Here is an 18,371-nt window from a genome sequence, read left to right as displayed (position 1 = left end):
ATCTAAAATCTAAAATCTAAAATCGCATGACTCAACCTCAAAATCTCAATTTTGCTAACCAAAACTTGCGGAACCGTTCTTTTAAAGGGCTTGACTTGTCAGGGGCGAATTTCAGCGGTTGCGACATTCGAGGCTGCAATTTCACCGGAGCTATTTTGAGGGGGGCTAATTTTCAGGGTGTCAGAACCGGACAAAGCCGCAGGCGGGTGAGAAATTTGATTGCTAGGGCTGGGGTAACGGCGATGACAGTGACGGCGGCTGGGGCTTTGACTGGACTGATAGCGGGGGCGGATGCGGGGGCTGTGGCTGTGGCTGGAACGGCTGCGACGGCGATTGCTGCGACTCGGTGCGAGGCTGGGATTGTGGCGGGGGCTGTGGCTGGGGCTGCTGCTGCGATCGGGGCTAGCGGTATTGTGACATTTTTGGGCGGAGATACTATCAGGGGAATTGTCTTATTTTTGGTTTCTGGGGTAATTCTTGGGTTAACTGCGATCGGCTTTTTTATTGCTGTTGAAGAAATAGAAAAATTGTCGGTAACGTCGTTTAGAAAAGCTGATTTAACTGATGCTGTTTTCGATCCCGGGGCAGTTCTAGATGCCGATTTTTCCGATGCGCGAGGCTTGCCGTGGTAGACAACCTGCTTCTAAAATCTAAAATCTAAAATCGGATGACTAAGTTTCCCCACGATCAGTTTGCAAAAGAATACCTGCAAGAGTTATTGTCGCCTCTTGGAGAAGTAGAAACGAGCAAAAATGTCACTGCTGAAGTTAGAGAAATTGATGTTTGGTTTCAACCAACTTCTTTTGAGGGCGAATATGAATATGTCCAAAGTTTGGGTTTGTTAGGTAAAATGGCTGCAACGGCGGCGATAATTGAACCGTTTCGCAATCCTGTGACTGCTGAGGGAATTTTTAGCTGTGTCGTTAAGTTATTAAATAGTAGGGCAGAACTGGGGCGGCGGGCTAATCGAGAAAATCAACGTTTTGAGGAAAGACAATTACCGATGTTGTGGATTCTCACTCCCACTGCTTCGGAAGCTTTATTAAATAGTTTTGGTTTTCGGACTTCCGAAGAGTCTGAGGGCTGGGGGAGGGGAGTTTATTTTTTATCGGAGGTTTGGAGAGTTGCGTTAATCGCTATTCACCAGCTACCGAGGACTCCAGAGACTATGTGGTTGCGGATGTTGGGTAGGGGCCGGGTGCAGCAAGGGGCGATCGCAGAATTAACTGCATTTCCCATTGATGCTTCAATTCGAGCTAATGCGCTACAATTACTTTACATCTTGCAGGAAAATTTGCAAGCGAATACACCAACTAATCCCACAATGGATGATGAAGATCAGGAGTTAGTTATGGCGATCGTACCCCTTTTTCAACAAAAGTTACAAGAAGCACGAGAACAAGGTCTTGTACAAGGTATTGTAAAAGGTCTTGAGCAAGGAAGAGAACAAGGTCTTGAGCAAGGAAGAGAACAAGGTCTTGAGCAAGGAAGAGAACAAGGACAGCGGTTAATTTTAGAGAGTTTCTTGCAGGTCAGATTTGGGGAGTTAGACCCGCTAACTGTCACCTTTTTGCGCCCGGTATCGGCTCTACCTACTGCCGAGTTTACTATGTTGTTAGTCCAATTATCTATGCTGCCGATCGCCCAAACCGATCGCCAACAAGTCCAAAATTTGCTAGCGGAAAGTGTTTTGAACAACCGCTTCAGCCAATCTGGACAAGAAGAACGCCCGGTTAATCTCATCCCCAATTTGCTCGGCTTATCCCCAGAAAATTTATCATTACTGCTGTCAGAATTGCCTCAATTATCGCTGGAAAATCTGATAGCTAGATTACCCAATACACTTGAAAACTAACAATGTGGCGAGAACCCCGACTTCTTAAACAAGTCCGGGTTCTGGGTGTATAATCAGAGACTGTGGTAATTTGTCATTTGCCGATGAAATTGCGATCGTTCTTTTCTTTCCTCATTGCTGGCGTCTTGGCACTCTTAGGCTTGAGTGCCGGTGGTTTTTACTGGCTGACAACCCAAACTCCCCTCAATTTACTCAACGGCGGGCCGACAACTACTCCGGCTGCGGCTGTGTTTGTCTCTAAACAAGCACCTTTGTTAGCATCAATGCTGGTAAATCCCGATCGCCTCGAAGCATTGCGGCAAGTTTTTGCCACTCCCGAAGAAAGAAGTCGATCGCACGCAGAATTTGAGCAAATCAAAAAAAGTTTTCTCGCCAATACAGGCCTGGATTACAGTCGAGATATCCAACCTTGGATAGGTGACGAAATTACCCTCGCCGTCACAACGCCCGATTTGGATGGCGACAGCAGCAACGGCAAAGAAACCGGGTTTTTGCTGGCAGTTTCCTCCCAAAATGTCGATCGCAGCCAACAATTTCTCGACTCCTACTGGCGAAAACAATCTCGAACTGAGAAAACAGTGCAGTCGGAACTCTATAAAGGCGTCCAACTAAATTACAAAAAATCACTTACAGCTAACAAAAAATCCGCTGCAACTTCCCCTTTCAACTCCTTTTCCCTGCCGAAGTCAACTTTGCCGCGTAGTTTCGCCACAGCGGCAATCGGCGGTCGTTCAAATTCGGGAAATAACCCCAGTTTTGTTTTATTTGCCAACAGTCCGACGGTGATTCGAGATGCAATTAATAACGTTGAAGCAGACAATCTAAATCTCAACAATACCCCGGAATATCAAAAAGCTTTACAGCAGTTAAATCAAGGCAGAATAGCTTTAGCATTTGTCAATCTCCCGCAGTCAGCAACCGAGCAAAATCTCCAACTTTCTCTTAATTCTCTCGCAGTTGCTGTCGGAGTCAACCGACGAGGATTGGTGGCTCAAACTGCTTTAGTGACATCGCGAGAAAACACAGCTTCTCCCATACTCTCGGAACCTGTGCAAGCCTTGCAGTACATTCCCTCAGCGAGTCCTTTCGCGGTCGCCAGCACCGATTTAAGGAATTTTTGGGCGGATTTGTCATCGGCGGTGTCCACTAATGCAGAAGTCTCAAAATTAGTCGATCGCACTCTCGCAGATATTCAGCAAGTTTGGGGCGTCAACCTGCAGCAGGATATATTTGACTGGGTGCAAGGAGAATATGCTTTAGCAGTGCTTCCGAATTTGTCAAATAGTGCTGACTGGATTTTTGTCGCCGAAAACTCTGCGGATTCCCAAAAGGCGATCGACAAACTCGATGAAATTGCCCGCAGCAAAGAATACAGCATCGGCAGCTTCACTCTCAGAAACCAGAAAATTACCGCTTGGACGCAGTTGACAACGAGCCCCAATTATGGGATAGAAAATAATAGAAAAAGTGCGATCGAAACCGAGGCCAAAGGAGTCCGAGCCACCGTCGGCAAATACGAAATTTTCACCACTTCAGTAGAAGCAATGGACGCAGCACTAGAAGCAGCAGAAACAGGCTCTTTAGTTGCCAATCAAGATTTTCAAACCAGCATTGAACCCCTACCGCCATCTAACGACGGCTATTTTTATTTAGACTGGCCCTCCAGCAGGTCAATTTGGGAAAAACAAATCCCGCTGTTGAGGTTAATTGAACTTTCGGCAAGACCATTGTTCGACCACTTGCGATCGCTCACCGTCACCAGTACGGGAGAGATCACAGGCATTCGCAAAGCTACAATATTTATGCGGCTGAATTAGTCAGAAGGAAGAAGGAAGAAGGAAGAAGGAAGAAGGAAGAAGGAAGAAACTATGCCCAATGCCCAATTCCCAATTCCCTATGCCCAATTCCCAATAACTAAGGACTAATAACTACTGACTCCTTCCCCTTTTTCGGTTGCCCAAAATAAGCTTGAAACACCTCTTTGGCGACCGGGGCCGCGGCAACAGAACCAAAACCGCCATTTTCCACAACCACGGCGATCGCAATTTCCGGCTTGTCAGCAGGCCCGAACCCCACATACAAAGAATGATCGTTGTGTCCGATGACCTCCGAAGTCCCAGTTTTGCCCGCCGTCATCGGAATCGTACCGTCATTCATCCCCTGTCCCGTACCCTCGGCTACCACGGCGATCAGTCCTTCCTTAATCACCTGAATTGTCGAAGGTTTCATCCCAATCTTTACCCGTTGAGTCTCCGGTGTGCTGGTCATAGAAGTCAAAAGATGAGGCTTCACCCGATAGCCCCCATTAGCGATCGAACTCACCATCACCGCCGCCTCCAAAGGAGTCACCAAGACCAACCCCTGACCGATCGACATCGTTACCGTATCACCCGCATACCAAGGTTCTTTATAAATTTTCTCCTTCTCCTCCGGCGTCGGGATTTGACCGTGATCGCCGCCGCCTAGCCCCAAAAGATTCAAATCCGTATCCTTGCCAATTCCCAAGCGGTGTCCCCACTTAGAAATTTGCTCCGGCCCCGTACTCATCCCCACTTGATAAAAAAACGTATTGCTGCTGAAAGCCAAAGCCTCTCGAAAGCCTATATCGCCGTAACCGCCGCTGTGTTCGTTAAAATCAATTCCCCCCACAGTAATGTAAGACGAAGTACCGAGAATTGAGTCCGGCGAAAATTTGCCCGACTCCAAGCCCGCGACGGAAGTCACAATTTTAAAAGTGCTGCCGGGGGGATAGCCTTGCATGGCCCGATTCAAAAATGGATTTTCCTGGTCTTGAAGAGTTTGCCACTCATCCTTAGTGATTTTTCGCGTAAACAGATTAGGGTCAAAAGTCGGGTGGCTGGCCAGAACTAATACCGCCCCAGTTTTGACATCCAGCGCCACTACTGCTCCCCGGCGGTTCCCCAGGGCTTTTTCGGCTGCTTTTTGCATGGACAAGTCTATGGTTAGCTGCACCGCCTCACCGGGTTTGGGCGGTGTCTCTCCCATCAGCCGCAATTCTTGATTTTGGGCATTGACCTCGATCAGCCGATCGCCCCAAACTCCCGCAATCTTCTTGTTAGAACTCGCTTCTATGCCCATTTGACCGACAATCATCCCCATCGGATATTCAGGATGAGCTTCCAAATCTGCTGCGGTAGCTTCGCCAATATATCCGAGAACGTGAGCCGCCAAACTGCCTTCGGGATAATAGCGGTTAGCTTCGGGCCGCACTTCCACTCCCCGGATTTGTCCCACCTGTTCTGCTAGTGGCACAAACACCTCTGGCGGCATCGCTTGCTTGATCCGCACCGGTCTGTAGGATAGAGGATCGACCTCTTTTATTTTTTCTAAAATTTCTTTTGCCGGGATTTTAACCAGCGGACTCAACTTTTCTGCTGTCGCTTTCCACTCTTCGGGCGTTTGTTCTTTCGGCCACAAATATACCGATCGAGCTAAATTGTTTGCAGCTAGCAACTTGCCTTTGCGATCAACAATGTGTCCGCGATTCGCCGGCATTGGCACTAGGCGAACGCGATTGTTTTCGGCTCGTTCCCGGTTTTGCTTCCCTTGTACAAGTTGCAATTCCACCAGCCGACTAGCGTGCAGGCCCAGCAAACCGGTTGCCACCAGCATTAATACGATCGCCCGGTGTATCGGACGCTCCTGTTTCTTAGGAGTTTCCGCCAGGGTTCTGTCAGAAGAGTGAAATGCTGAGATTGAATAAACTTGTCGTTGCATCATTCTATAGGTAGATGTCAAATCCTAGATTTTAGATTCTTGAATTGTCAATTTTGAAGTATACATCATCAAACCGGGGACAATCGGGCCTTGATTCTTGGGGGAAGTGGAATGATTGATCATTAACTTTTGACTAATCACTAATAACTCATGACTGCGGACTAATCCCCCAAGCACCAAGAAATAGCGAGAAAAATCAAGGTCAGGCTCAGCCAATTAGGGAGGTGGAGCCAGCCGGATAGACCTATAGGTAACAATACCAAGGCCTGTGTCAATAGGGAACCGATCGCCACGAGCAAGGCTAGGAGTATCAAATTTATCATCTTGACACCGTACAATTTCGGACATGAGTTGATCGCCTGTGGCAGAAATCCGAGTGGCACAAGCGAGCGCGATCGTACAGGGATTGTCCTGATAGACATAAGGAAGAGAAGCCAGAAGGTTTTGAACTAATTTAAAAAAAATTATTCTTCCTCCCGAGTTTGGATTCTAGGGGCTGCGATGGGTAAATTCTGAGTTGTGATGTTAAATAGTGACCGAGGAGTATTGCCATGTTGTTTAATCAGCGAGCCAATTTGAAAAACGGTGCGCTCTTGGCTGCGATCGCCGCGATCGCCGCCCTACCAGTTTTAGCAGAAACAGCCAATTTCGGCACTTTAACTTTATCGCGAGGTTTTGCAGCCCCAACAGCAGTTTTGAGAGGTTCCACAGGCGGCTCCTACTCTCTATCTGCCATAGCCAACGCCGATCGCCACAAAAACAAATGTTTGGGTTTTGCCACCCCAACTCCCGACCACATCATAGTCTTGCAGCAAAACTTTTCAAAACTCACAATCCAAGTCAACAGCGGAGGCAAGGACACAACCTTACTCGTACAAGGCCCCGGTAATAGGGTGCGCTGCGGAGACGATGCAGGTCAGAATAAAGATGCTGGCATACTTGATTCTGACTGGCAAGCCGGCTCTTACAGGATTTGGGTAGGTACTCTCGAACCCGGAGTCAAGTCTAACTATACAATCTCAGTACAGGAATAAAACGCAGCGGCGCTGTTGGATGGCGGCAATAAAATGTCGTCAAATTCTATCCCAATCTCCCACACTCTTAATCTCACACTACCCAATCTCCCGATCGACCGCTCACTTCCCCCATCCAGTAAAATGTAAAATCGAAAGTGGCGTGTTTAACCAAAATAGGTAACTCCGAAAGTGCTAAAGACTCTTAGAGCTGACTTCAGTATAATTTTCGATCGCGACCCTGCCGCTCGCAACTGGCTGGAAGTTTTGTTTTGCTACCCCGGTCTTCAGGCTCTAGTGCTGCACCGCCTCGCACACTGGCTTTATGTGCTGGGGCTTCCCTTCATCCCCCGCTTGATTTCCCACATTGCTCGCTTTTTGACCGGAATTGAAATACACCCAGGGGCAACGATCGGCAAAAGCGTATTCATCGACCACGGTATGGGGGTTGTGATCGGCGAAACAGCGATTATCGGCGATTTTGCCCTAATTTACCAAGGTGTCACCCTCGGCGGCACAGGCAAGGAAAGCGGCAAACGTCACCCTACAGTCGGCGAAAATGTAGTTGTCGGTGCCGGGGCCAAGGTACTCGGCAATCTGCTAATTGGCAACAACGTTCGCATCGGCGCCGGTTCGGTTGTGCTGCGCGACGTACCATCTGACTGTACGGTGGTAGGGATTCCCGGCCGCATCGTCTATCGATCGGGAGTGCGCGTCAATCCCCTAGAACACGGCAGTTTGCCGGATTCGGAAGCAGTGGTAATTCGCTCTTTGCTCGATCGTATCGAATCCCTCGAACAGCAAGTAAAAAGTTTGCTTCCTCAAGCATCTGTCTCCTTAAATTCTGTTCCCAATTCGCCTTCAGGATTCCCAACTTTAAATCAAACGAGCAATGTAGCTGTAGCTGAAAAAACCCAATTAGCTGTTGCCACCACTTGTCAGTTAAAAGATAAAGCAATTCAAGAGTTTTTTGACGGCACCGGCATCTAAAATTTGAATTGGGAATTGGGCATTGGGAATTGGGAATTGGGCATTGGGCATTGGGCATTGGGCATTGGGCATTGGAACTGACAACAAATAACCAATAACTAATAACTAATAACCAATAACTAATGACTACTGACTACTGACTTCTTTTTCAAGGATTAACCGATCGCACAGACCAATTTCCCTCCGCGTCGCGCCAATAAAGCGATCGGTTTTGCGGTTCCCCCCGCAACTCCAAAAAATCCACCGTTTCCGGTTCCAACAACAGCAAACAAAAATTAGGCAGCGGCTCGATCGCATTTGGGGAAGCAGAATCAAAAGCACTAGCCTCGGCTTTGTCATCCCCCGACTGCGGCCAAGTAAACTGCGCTCTAGCCGCCTCAGAAAGCTCCTGCCAAGCTGTGCGGCGCGATGAGCACAACTGGGCCTCTGGATAATCTGCCCCTACCAAAACTAGCTTTCCAGCAATCCGAAATTGTTCGCGAGTTTTTGGGAAATACCAGCAAATTTCCCCCCAAGGATAGAGGTTAATTTCCTCTGCCTTTTGACTCCGAATATCTGTAATAAACTTTAACTGGTTGGTGTCTTCCAAAAAGCCTCGAAACACCACAGTGCGGTTAGCCGGACGCCCGGTAGCGCGAACAGTTGCTAGTTGCAAGTAGCGAGCAAAAGCAAGACTGCGATTGCGGTGGAGCGCGCGAGCTAAGGGCGATCGCCAAAGTGGTAAAGACATAAAGGAAGAAGGAAGAAGGAAGAAGGAAGAAACAGTTATCCGTGAATTCCCTGTCATGCTATTGGTAATTCTATGTCAAATTCACTCTCAAAACTCAAAACTATTGAAACTCCCCACAGTGGCTACCACTGGGACGGCAGTTCCCGCCGCTTTTTTGAAGGCTGGTACTATCGAATAACATTACCGATTCACGGACAATCCTTTGCATTCATGTATTCCATCGAAGACCCCAGAGGCGGTCAACCTTATAGTGGCGGTGCAGCTCAAATTCTCGGTCCGAAAGATAGCTATTTGTGCCGCACATTCCCCGATGTAAATAAGTTTTGGGCCCACCGAGAAAGCTTAGGTTTCGGACACTGGGGCAAAACTAATTTACAAATTAAACCTCAATATTTAGAGCCGCAAGTATTCGACAGCCAGGTCGAAGAAGGCTATCAAGCTACTGCTAGTTTGAATCAAGGTTATCTGCACGATCCAGGAAGTGGCAGTCGCTGTTTGTGGCAGTATGAACTCCAACCTATTTACGGCTGGGGCAACTCTGAGGATATCCAGAAATCTACGGCGGGAATGCTATCTTTTCTGCCCGTATTTGAACCGGGATGGCAAATTTTAATGGCTCACGGTTTAGCCACGGGCTGGATCGATTGGAACGGCGAACGCTACGAATTTAAAGATGCTCCCGCTTACAGCGAAAAAAACTGGGGCGGTGCTTTTCCGCAAAAGTGGTTTTGGATTAATTGCAATTGTTTTCAAGGCGAAAAGGATTTAGCTTTAACTGCTGGTGGTGGCAAGCGGGGCGTGCTGTGGTGGATGGAATCGGTAGCAATGATTTGTCTGCATTACCGAGGCAAGTTTTACGAATTTGTGCCTTGGAATTCGCAAGTTAGTTGGAATATTGAGCCTTGGGGAAGCTGGAAAATGCAGGCTAGAAACAGTCAGTTTGAAGTTGAGTTAATTGGCACTACAAACAGTCCTGGTACTTATGTGCGAACTCCTACAGAAAAAGGTATGGCTTTTTGCTGCCGGGATACGACGCACGGCGAATTGCGCTTGCAACTGCGAGAGTTGTTGGGGGGAAAAGTTGAAAACAATGGCAAGCAGCGTTCTAGAATTATCTTAGAGGCTCAAAGTTCTTTATCGGGTTTGGAAGTTGGGGGCGGGCCTTGGGATGAAGTTTGGCGATCGAATTAAGTCAGTAGTGATTAGTCATTAGTTATTAGTCAGTTAATAGTTAACAGTAGTCATAACAGCCATGATCAATTTACTCGGTTGGCAATTAGGGAAATTCTACCGCAGCCAGCGGTTACAACCAGCTCTCAAGGTTATTTTGGGACTAATTTTATGTTTGAGTACAATTTTGATGCCGGCGACAATTGCTAGTGCTGCAGGTGATTTGTCTCGCCAACCAGTCACCGAAATTACTGTTAGTTTAGGTAACGAAGCTGGGGAACTTAAGTTTTTTCCGAATTTGCTAGAATTTGAATCGGGCAAGCGCTATAAATTAGTGCTACAAAATCCAAGTTCGCAGAAACATTATTTCACTGCTAAAAACTTTGCTGATGCGAGTTGGACTCAAAAAGTTGAAGCGGGCAAGGTGGAAATTAAAGGAAGTATTCACGAATTGGAACTTAAACCGGGCGCTAGGGCAGAATGGATGTTTGTACCGATGAAATCGGGAACCTATAACCTTCGATGTACCGTAGCTGGACATAGGGAAGCGGGGATGATTGGCAAAATTACGATCGCCTCTTAACCCCAATCTCCGTCGCCTCACCGGACATCCTATCAATTTCCGATTAATTAGCGACAAACAATCGATCGAACTTTCGAGCCTTTTACACACTTTTCAAGTAGACTCTAGCGGAGCCATTGTCAGTCCCGCACGGCTTAATTGCATATGATAAAGTTCTGCTTGCTCTTGGGGGCCAACCCAGACGGTGGCCTGGCCTTCGTGGTGGATTTGGTTGGCGAGTTTCCAAGCTTGATCGCTCGTCATCCCTGGAATGTATTTGGTCAAACATTCCACAACGTGCTGAAATGTGTTGAAATCGTCGTTGAGGACTATTACCCGATAGTTGGGATAAGGTTTGCGGGTAACTTGACTCGATCGAACGGGTGCTATGGTTGGTGAAGAGGTCATCGCGCGAACAGCCACTGAAACTACAAAATTCGTAAAAGAGTTACCGATTACAGTATAACCCTATTTATGAAATTTTTAACCGCTATTTGGCAGTTCGATCGGCTTCGAGGTTTATTTTCACCGCAGCACCCTGCGTTGCACCGCGCCCGTCAAACTCAAGTTAATTAATACTCATCTCAACAAAGACTTTAGTCCTCACTACCAACCTATGAAGTTGTGTAGTAAGGACTAAAGTCCTCAAACTCAGATGCTACTAAGCCGCAGCCAAATTTGCTGCTGCGAAATCCCAGTTAGCCAAATTATCCAAGAAATTAGTAATGTAGTCGGGACGGCGGTTTTGGAAATCCAAATAATAAGCGTGTTCCCACACATCCAAAGTCAGCAACGGAGTTTGCCCGTGTGCAACCGGGGTGTCAGCGTTCGCAGTTTTGGTAACTTTCAAAGTGCCGTTGTCCACAACCAGCCAAGCCCAGCCGCTACCGAACTGAGTTGTCGCAGCAGTCTTGAATTCTTCTTTGAATTTGTCGAAGCTGCCGAAGTCGGCGTTGATTTTGTCAGCTAAAGCTCCTGTCGGAGTGCCGCCGCCGCCCGGTTTGAGGGAATTCCAGAAAAAATTGTGGTTCCAAACTTGACCTGCATTGTTAAAAATGCCTGCTTTGGATGGGTCTTTAGCAGATTCCTTGACAATTTCTTCAAGGGATTTGCTCGCCATTTCAGTCCCTTCAATCAGTTTATTCAGATTGGTGACGTAAGCAGCGTGGTGCTTGTCGTGGTGGAACGAAAACGTCTCAGCCGACATATGAGCTGGTTCTAGGGCGTCAGCGGCGAAGGGTAATGGTGCGAGTTCAAATGCCATTGTGTTCAATCCTCTCTGGATTACTTTTGGTTTTTCGGTTGACTGGGTGGCTTTTGTATGATTAAAGCCGAGAGTCACTAGCTTGAGTTTATCAAGCTGTGGTAAATAATTCTTTACAATTTTCCTATTTTATAGCAGTTGCAGCATTTCAGCATTCAGACTTCTATTTTTTAGATATCAAAGCTACTTATTGCAGGCTTCATTTAGCATAAACTATCACTAAATGTCAAGCCACCTGGGAGGCAAATAAAAGTGTGTGTGAAATTGTCAACCGCTCGAAATTTTATGAGACTGATAAATAGATTAAACCTGTAAATTGTCAAAGATTAACCTAAGTTCAATTAAGCTGTATGAAAGTCAAATAAGTTGCAGGAGCTGTCAATGGAAAAGCGTTTAAACAATTCGTCCAGTAACCCCGCTCAATGGTTGAATCTGCAATTAATCGTCACCGCTCTGGAAACAGTCCAAGACTTAATTGTAATTTCCCTATGTATTGGTTTGTTTTGTTTCATGGTGCTAGAACTGCGAGAAATGTTCTTCTCGCTGCTACCTCCTTTGAATTTCCAGCAAGTCACGGCCGATATTTTATTTCTATTAGTTTTAGTGGAATTATTTCGGTTGCTAATTATTTACTTGCAAGAACAAAGAGTTTCGATAGGCGTAGCTGTGGAAGTTTGTATTGTATCAGTTTTGCGAGAAGTTATAGTGCGGGGAGTGCTGGAAACTCCCTGGGTTCAAATATTATCAACTGGCGCATTTTTGCTGGTTTTGGGAGTGTTGTTGGTAGTCCGAGTTTGGTTGCCACCAACCTTCGAGGGCATTGACCCGGAACGCCGCCTTGCTAGCCGAAATAGAAAATTTTCTGATCCTGAATCTTCTTCCGAGCCTGTGGCAGTCAATAGCAAGTTTAATTCTCATTGAGTATGGCGGGACAGGCGATTTTAGATTTTAGATTTACTCTGATATTGCTTGTCACGTTACCAGCCATCATTTCCAGTAAAAATGAGATGTTGCACAATTGTCAAGAACGGGCTCTGGGGCCCGTTCCACCAAGAGTAGATTTTCTTGTGGGGAGTAGGGGTTGGGCAGGATGCCCACCCAAAAAAGGATTATTGACGATGGTGCAAGATGTGAGGTCAAATCAACCTGATAACGTTTGTAGAGAGGACTACAATCCTCTGAAAATACCGAGGAATGTAGTCCTCTCTACAAATACGAGCTTCATCCGCCATTGCCCATTATTAAAATCTCAAATCTCAAATCTCAAATCTAAAAGGGTATTACCCGTTAGCCTGTAATTCCCCCAAACGAGCCAACACTTCTTTGGAGTGAATCGCCGGATTAATCTTCACAAAAGTTTCGCGCAAAATTCCTTCAGGGTCAATAATAAAACTGTGTCGCGCCGAGATAAAACTCATCCAAGAACCGTAAGCTTTACTCACTTTACCGTCGGTATCAGCTAACAGGGGAAATTTCAAACCTTCGGAATCGCAAAATTCTGCATGAGAATCGACATCATCAGCGCTAATGCCGATAATTTGAGTATTCTTTGCCAAGTATTTCGGCAAGTCTTGCTGAAATCGACGCGCTTCGATTGTACAACCGGATGTAAAGTCTTTTGGATAAAAATAGACTACCACCCACTTACCGCGATAATCAGACAGGGACACTTGTCCGTCGCCACTGTTTGTTGGCAAACTAAAATCCGGCGCTGGTTGATTTACTGTCGGAAGCTTGCCACCTAGGGCAAATGCAGGTGTGGCAAAATTGAAACTTACAAAAACTAGACAAATTGCCAATAAAGTGCTAAAAAACTTGCGACAGGACATCATAAATTTAGAAGTAGAACTGTACTTAAGACAAGTTTACAGTTTTCTGATTAAATGGGTAGGGGCAATTCGCGGATTGCTTCTAAAACCCAAAGATCACTCACTCAAATAGCAATTTACCCATGAGCGCTGCACTCCCGTTAACAGGCAAAGCTATAGTAGTCCAGGTAATTAACGGTCAACCCGTTACGATCGAAGTAGACGGCACTAATGCCCCGATTACTGGGGGAAATTTTGTTGACTTAGTTGAACGCGGTCTTTACGACGGGGTGATGTTTCACCGAGTTGTGCGCCAGCCAGATCCTTTTGTGGTGCAAGGAGGCGATCCGCGCAGCCAAGATCCTACAATTCCAGCCAGTCAATTGGGAACGGGTAATTTTATTGACCCGGATACCAATCAGGCGCGTTTTATTCCTTTGGAAATTAAGCCGCAAGGGGCCGCGCAACCTGTTTACAACCAAGTTGTAACCCAGACGCCGCAGTTGCAGCACACTCGCGGGGCCGTGGCAATGGCTCGTTCTAATGCTTTGGATTCGGCTTCTTCGCAGTTTTATTTTGCTTTGGATGATTTGCCATTTTTGGATGGTAATTATGCTGTTTTTGGCAACGTTATTCAAGGTTTTGAAACGGTGAATGCGGTGCAGCAGGGCGATCGCATTTCGACTGCAAAAGTGGTTCAAGGAATTGTTCCCAGTCGGGTTTCTAGCATCATTCCCGATGTTAATGTACTCAACGATTTAATTAACAATACCAATTTTGTAAATCTGCCTTTGCGAGCCCTCAGATTGGCCAACACCCCAAACAACTATCAAGTCACTTCCCAGGACTCTCAGCAAAATCCTAACGGTGTAGTGGGAGGTAGCGCAAACGATCGCATCGTCGGTTCACCCACTGATGATGCAATTAATGGCAGCCAAGGCAATGATAGTATCAGTGGTGAAGTGGGTGACGACTTTTTGCGAGGTGGCAAAGGTAACGACTCCATTAGCGGTGGTGTTGGCAACGATATTCTGATTGGCAATTTCGCTGACGATACTCTCAATGGTGATGCTGGTAACGACTTTTTGCGAGGCGGTCAAGGGAATGATATCTTAATTGGTGGTGATGGCAATGATATTTTGATTGGAGATACAGGCAACAATACTCTTACAGGAGGTAGTGGTGCAGATACTTTTGTTTTGCTTGGAGTAGATCCTGCTTCTCTTCCTTTTATTACCCTACCCCCGACAAGTCATACAATAGTTGATTTTCGACCAGAGGAAGGCGATCGCATTGCTTTGACAGGAAAATTATCCGATACTACATTCACTCAATCGGGAAGCAATACTGTCATTAACTTGGCAGGGGCTTCTACTGTAGTACAAAATTCTACTGTCGCCTCTGTTCAAAATGCAGCCTTTGCAATTCCTTTATCTACGATTCTTCGTCCTAACGCTCTACCAACTGGCGATGCAGCCTTGAGAATTGGCTAACTTTAACTATAGGTGTAGGGTGCTTATGGCGCACCTTACAAATTCCCCAATTCCGCATTCCCAATTCCGCATTCCCAATTCCGCATTCCCAATTCCCACATTCAATTAACACCATAGCTTTGTAATTTGAGAAACTGCCTCTTGATAAGAATCCATTCTCCCCTGCTGCTTAAAAAGCTCGGCCGCCTTCTGAAAATCCTCAAATGCTCCCTGAAGCTCTCTCAATTTATATCTAGTCACTCCTCGGTTGAAGTAAGCTTTAGCAAAATCGCTATCGAGGCGAATTGCTGACTCAAAATCAGCTAGTGCGGCCAGGGAATTTTCCATCTGCAGGCGGATAGCACCTCGGTTAAAGTAAGATTGAGCTACATTAGGGTTGAGCAGGAGTGCCGAGTTGTAATCGGCGATCGACGCAGTATAATCTTTTAAACGAGTCAGAATAAACCCCCGATTGCTGTAATACTTGGCTCGGTAAGGATTGAGTTCGATAGCTGTAGTTAAATCTGCGATCGCCGATTGCTTGTAGCCTAATTTGTAGCGGGCCACACCGCGATCGTTGTAAGCTGACGCAAATTGCGGATTAATGTTAATTGTGGCAGTAAAATTTTTAATAGCACCGTGCAAGTCTAGTTGTTCGAGATTTTTTAAACCCTGAGTGTAAAACTTTTTGGTACTAACTTTTAAATTTGCCTCTTGTCGGGATTCAGCTTGCTCCCCCGAAAATACGCCGGCCATATGAGTGAATCCCAAATATTCGATCGAATGGAAAATAGTTGTGACAACTAATTGGGTTGGGAGAAGGGGGATAGTAGGCATGGGAGGAGTGGTGTTCAACTGTATGCTGTCATTTTCCTCCATACTTCAGCTACTGACAGTGATATCCGTAGTGTCAGGAAGGTGATAAGTTTGATGAGATTTGGTGATGCTGGGGCATTGACTTATGTGATGAAAGTTCGGCTTAGTTAGTGATGCCGATCGCAATTAACACCAATTCCGTCTACAACCCTTTAAATATAAGGCTTTCAGGCTCGACTAGCGGTTTCTTGATTCCCATAGTGAGCAGTTTATACCAGGATTGTTTGCAGATATGCCCCTGGGGGAGCGATCGCAACTGCCTGCTGCAAGTATTACTTTGTAGCGATATTGCACTGGCAAATATCGATCGAACTTGCGGTCATCTTAATACCGGATTTTTAGAAAAAATATTAGTTTGGCAGCGAGGCATCTGTGAAGCAACCGGGTTTCTAGCTCAAAGCGCGTCTAAGACTGGCTAAGTTAAGTTTGTGCCTGCGCCAACCCTGATAAACCTTTCACTACACTAATATTTTTGAGTAATCTTGCTGAGGGAATTTGCAGATTATTTGCTATGCTTTGATTAGACATCAATAATTTATGGCGCAACTTAGTGTCAATGAAAAGAGTTATGAGGTTGAAAACTTTCTTCGCGGCAGTGTTCGCGCTTGTTCTGTTCACTCTCTACTTAACTCCTCCTGTTATGGCCGCGAATGCGGAGGATGTGAATCAGCTATTAAAGGATAATTGGTGCGTCAGTTTTTTGTGGAAACAGTGCGATTTGAGCGCAGTCGATTTGCGGGGAGCCAATCTTCAAGAAGCCAATTTGAGCGGTGCTAACTTGTCCGGTGCTAATTTGTCCGGTGCTAACTTAAAAAATGCTGACCTTTCTGACGCAGACCTCAGCGGTGCTAATTTAGCAAATGCTGAGATTTTAGGCACGGATCTCAGTCGAGCTAATTTGACAGAAGCTAATTTCAACTGCACGAAATTGTGGGATGCTAATCTCACCTTGGCCAATCTGAGTCGCGCCAATTTACAAGCTGCTAATTTGTTAGATTCCCGGCTTTGGGGAAGCAATCTTACCCAAGCTAATTTAACGGATGCGACGCTGCACGGTGCTGACTTGCAATATGCTAATTTGGCGGACACTAATTTGACAGGTGCTGACTTGCACAGCTTCTTTTTCCGAGGTTCCAAACAAGTCACAAATTTGAGCAATGCTAATTTAGAAGGCGCTATTTTAACGGGAGCAAATCTCAGAGGTGCGGTGCTGGCCGGGGCAATAATGCCAGACGGCTCTATTAATGAAGAAAGTGGCTTTAATTTAAAATAGAGTTAAATTAAAGTCTGCTTGGGAAATTTCAACAACAGGCTTTCGGGCCGATTTCGCAGTCAATGAATTATCTGGTGCAATAGGCTGCGCCCGTTGCCAACAGCTTGTTGACGATGCTGTAAAGATATCAATTTAAACCAGGGTGCGATCGACCTTTTAACTCCCAAGCTGCGCCCGTTGCCAACAGCTTGTTGAGGAGGCTGTCAAGATATTAATTTAAACCAGGGTGCGATCGACCTTTTAACTCCCAACCAGTAAATATCGCTAAAATCTTAAATCTCAAACCGAACCTGCGCGCATCTGTTACAATTTTCAACAAAGCCCCAACAGCCCCGAACCTGAAGTCACCTGCCTAGGGGTACAAGCCCCCGACAGGAGTAGTGAAGAGCAAAAAAATTAGATATTTAGTTTAAACTCCCAGATTTCTCTGTAGAGTCAATCTAAAATCTAAAATCTAAAATCGCTCGACTGTGGAAAGTAAAAAAATTAGATATTTAGTTTAAACTCCCAGATTCCTCTGTAGAGTCAATCTAAAATCTAAAATCTAAAATCTAAAATCTAAAATCGCTCGACTGTATAGTCAATCTAAAATCTAAAATCTAAAATCTAAAATCTAAAATCGACTGATGGAAACCCTGCAAACCCAACTTTACGAAATCGCACAATTTGCTAATAATTTAGTAAATACTCAACTGACAAACCTCAGTTTAGTCAGCGTCGGAGTCATCTTTCTGGCAGGGTTGCTAACGAGCTTAACGCCCTGTATGCTTTCAATGTTGCCGATCACGATCGGCTACATCGGTGGATACGAAGCAAAAAGTCGCCTGCAAGCTGCAGCCCAGTCTGCGTGGTTTTCCCTGGGATTAGCCACCACCCTTGCGGGTTTAGGTATTGTAGCATCATTTGCCGGACAAGTTTACGGCAAAATAGGCCTGGGTTTGCCGATTCTTGTCAGCATTATTGCTATTCTAATGGGGCTGAATTTACTCGAAGCTTTACCCTTACAAATGCCGTCTTTCGACGCTGTGGGGTGGGTTCCGAAAGATTTGCCTGCGGGGGTGCGATCGTACTTATTGGGATTAACTTTTGGTTTAGTAGCGTCTCCCTGCAGCACTCCGGTTTTAGCTACACTCTTAGCTTGGGTTTCCAAAACAGGAGATACAGTTTTAGGTGGTGTGTTGCTGCTGTTTTACGCTGCGGGCTACGTCGCTCCGCTGATTATAGCAGGGACTTTCACTGCTAGCATTAAAAAGTTGTTAGAATTACGTCGGTGGTCGAGTTGGATTACGCCTGTTAGCGGCGTTTTGCTAGTAGGATTTGGCGTTTTCTCTCTGCTTTCCCGCATCCTTCCCGCGTAAGGTTCGTAGTCACGGCTTCAGCCCTTATTTAGAGATATAGCAATCACTAACGAATGCGTAAATTATTTTTTTAACGGACCGCGAAGTAAGAAAAAAAAAGACAAAGAATTAAAAAAATGATTGAGACTTAATCGATAAGAATAATAATATTTATTCATTTTTTGTTTTTCCCTGCTCTTTCTTCCTTCTTTCTTCTTCCTTCTTCCTTCTTCCCTCTTCCTTCTTCCTTCTTCCCTCTTCCTTCTTCCTTCTTCCTTCATAA

The 18,371-nt window shown here is 45.9% G+C and carries 19 protein-coding genes; 12 read left to right on the top strand and 7 right to left on the bottom strand.

The features are described from left to right. Positions 1-26 precede the first annotated feature (26 nt). The 3 genes from QT996_RS16215 (at position 27) to QT996_RS16205 (ending at position 3,672) form a co-directional block, all read left to right on the top strand. Entirely contained in the window at positions 27-632 is a 606-nt protein-coding gene (locus QT996_RS16215) for a pentapeptide repeat-containing protein (protein WP_333047729.1), read from the top strand. Positions 633-667: 35 nt separating this feature from the next. Continuing rightward, entirely contained in the window at positions 668-1,855 is a 1,188-nt protein-coding gene (locus tag QT996_RS16210) for a flagellar assembly protein H (RefSeq protein ID WP_333047728.1), read from the top strand. Between the two features lie 62 nt (positions 1,856-1,917). Further along, on the top strand, positions 1,918-3,672 hold the full coding sequence (locus tag QT996_RS16205) for a DUF3352 domain-containing protein (RefSeq protein ID WP_333047727.1): 1,755 nt from the start codon (positions 1,918-1,920) through the stop codon (positions 3,670-3,672). 97 nt (positions 3,673-3,769) lie between these two features. On the opposite strand, the gene mrdA is transcribed toward QT996_RS16205, so the two are convergent. Beyond that, the gene (gene mrdA / locus QT996_RS16200; protein ID WP_333047726.1) at positions 3,770-5,596 is read right to left on the bottom strand and encodes a penicillin-binding protein 2; all 1,827 of its coding nucleotides are present in this window, start codon (positions 5,594-5,596) and stop codon (positions 3,770-3,772) included. A 548-nt stretch (positions 5,597-6,144) separates the two neighbouring features. On the opposite strand from mrdA, the gene QT996_RS16195 reads away from it, so the two are divergent. Together QT996_RS16195 and cysE are read left to right on the top strand one after the other, a co-directional pair. Beyond that, complete coding sequence (locus QT996_RS16195; protein WP_333047725.1) at positions 6,145-6,627, top strand: hypothetical protein; 483 nt, start codon at positions 6,145-6,147, stop codon at positions 6,625-6,627. 171 nt (positions 6,628-6,798) lie between these two features. Beyond that, a complete protein-coding gene (gene cysE / locus QT996_RS16190; protein ID WP_333047724.1) occupies positions 6,799-7,596 on the top strand; it encodes a serine O-acetyltransferase in 798 nt (265 codons plus the stop codon). Positions 7,597-7,744: 148 nt separating this feature from the next. On the opposite strand, the gene QT996_RS16185 is transcribed toward cysE, so the two are convergent. Further along, the gene (locus QT996_RS16185) at positions 7,745-8,326 is read right to left on the bottom strand and encodes an Npun_F5749 family FMN-dependent PPOX-type flavoprotein (protein WP_333047723.1); all 582 of its coding nucleotides are present in this window, start codon (positions 8,324-8,326) and stop codon (positions 7,745-7,747) included. A gap of 72 nt (positions 8,327-8,398) precedes the next feature. On the opposite strand from QT996_RS16185, the gene QT996_RS16180 reads away from it, so the two are divergent. Beyond that, on the top strand, positions 8,399-9,517 hold the full coding sequence (locus QT996_RS16180; protein WP_333047722.1) for a tocopherol cyclase family protein: 1,119 nt from the start codon (positions 8,399-8,401) through the stop codon (positions 9,515-9,517). Between the two features lie 61 nt (positions 9,518-9,578). Continuing rightward, on the top strand, positions 9,579-10,079 hold the full coding sequence (locus tag QT996_RS16175; RefSeq protein ID WP_333047721.1) for a plastocyanin/azurin family copper-binding protein: 501 nt from the start codon (positions 9,579-9,581) through the stop codon (positions 10,077-10,079). A gap of 93 nt (positions 10,080-10,172) precedes the next feature. Here the strand turns inward: QT996_RS16175 and clpS are convergent, their stop codons facing one another. Further along, a complete protein-coding gene (gene clpS / locus QT996_RS16170; protein ID WP_006633998.1) occupies positions 10,173-10,466 on the bottom strand; it encodes an ATP-dependent Clp protease adapter ClpS in 294 nt (97 codons plus the stop codon). A 253-nt stretch (positions 10,467-10,719) separates the two neighbouring features. Then, complete coding sequence (locus QT996_RS16165) at positions 10,720-11,322, bottom strand: superoxide dismutase (RefSeq protein WP_333047720.1); 603 nt, start codon at positions 11,320-11,322, stop codon at positions 10,720-10,722. Between the two features lie 381 nt (positions 11,323-11,703). On the opposite strand from QT996_RS16165, the gene QT996_RS16160 reads away from it, so the two are divergent. Next, positions 11,704-12,243, top strand: coding sequence for a phosphate-starvation-inducible PsiE family protein (locus QT996_RS16160; protein ID WP_333047719.1), 540 nt, complete (start codon positions 11,704-11,706; stop codon positions 12,241-12,243). 359 nt (positions 12,244-12,602) lie between these two features. Here QT996_RS16160 and QT996_RS16155 read toward each other — a convergent pair whose 3' ends face one another. Continuing rightward, a complete protein-coding gene (locus QT996_RS16155) occupies positions 12,603-13,154 on the bottom strand; it encodes a peroxiredoxin (protein ID WP_333047718.1) in 552 nt (183 codons plus the stop codon). Positions 13,155-13,273: 119 nt separating this feature from the next. Between QT996_RS16155 and QT996_RS16150 the strand changes: the two genes are divergently transcribed. After that, entirely contained in the window at positions 13,274-14,623 is a 1,350-nt protein-coding gene (locus tag QT996_RS16150; protein ID WP_333047717.1) for a peptidylprolyl isomerase, read from the top strand. A gap of 105 nt (positions 14,624-14,728) precedes the next feature. Here QT996_RS16150 and QT996_RS16145 read toward each other — a convergent pair whose 3' ends face one another. Then, positions 14,729-15,481, bottom strand: coding sequence for a tetratricopeptide repeat protein (locus tag QT996_RS16145; RefSeq protein ID WP_333047716.1), 753 nt, complete (start codon positions 15,479-15,481; stop codon positions 14,729-14,731). 110 nt (positions 15,482-15,591) lie between these two features. Here QT996_RS16145 and QT996_RS16140 point away from each other — a divergent pair, with 110 nt between their 5' ends. The 3 genes from QT996_RS16140 (at position 15,592) to QT996_RS16130 (ending at position 18,109) form a co-directional block, all read left to right on the top strand. Further along, complete coding sequence (locus QT996_RS16140) at positions 15,592-15,897, top strand: hypothetical protein (protein ID WP_333047715.1); 306 nt, start codon at positions 15,592-15,594, stop codon at positions 15,895-15,897. Between the two features lie 149 nt (positions 15,898-16,046). Then, positions 16,047-16,751, top strand: coding sequence for a pentapeptide repeat-containing protein (locus QT996_RS16135; RefSeq protein ID WP_333047714.1), 705 nt, complete (start codon positions 16,047-16,049; stop codon positions 16,749-16,751). A 626-nt stretch (positions 16,752-17,377) separates the two neighbouring features. Next, positions 17,378-18,109 (top strand): cytochrome c biogenesis protein CcdA, encoded by a 732-nt coding sequence (locus QT996_RS16130; RefSeq protein ID WP_445243929.1) that lies wholly within the window; start codon positions 17,378-17,380, stop codon positions 18,107-18,109. Positions 18,110-18,171: 62 nt separating this feature from the next. Here QT996_RS16130 and QT996_RS16125 read toward each other — a convergent pair whose 3' ends face one another. Beyond that, a complete protein-coding gene (locus QT996_RS16125; RefSeq protein ID WP_333047713.1) occupies positions 18,172-18,369 on the bottom strand; it encodes a hypothetical protein in 198 nt (65 codons plus the stop codon). Positions 18,370-18,371 lie beyond the last annotated feature (2 nt).

Source organism: Microcoleus sp. S13C4, from assembly GCF_036700865.1.
GTDB lineage: Bacteria > Cyanobacteriota > Cyanobacteriia > Cyanobacteriales > Microcoleaceae > Microcoleus.
Note: the sequence above shows the minus strand (reverse complement) of the source record. Positions and strands in the feature narration are given on the sequence as shown.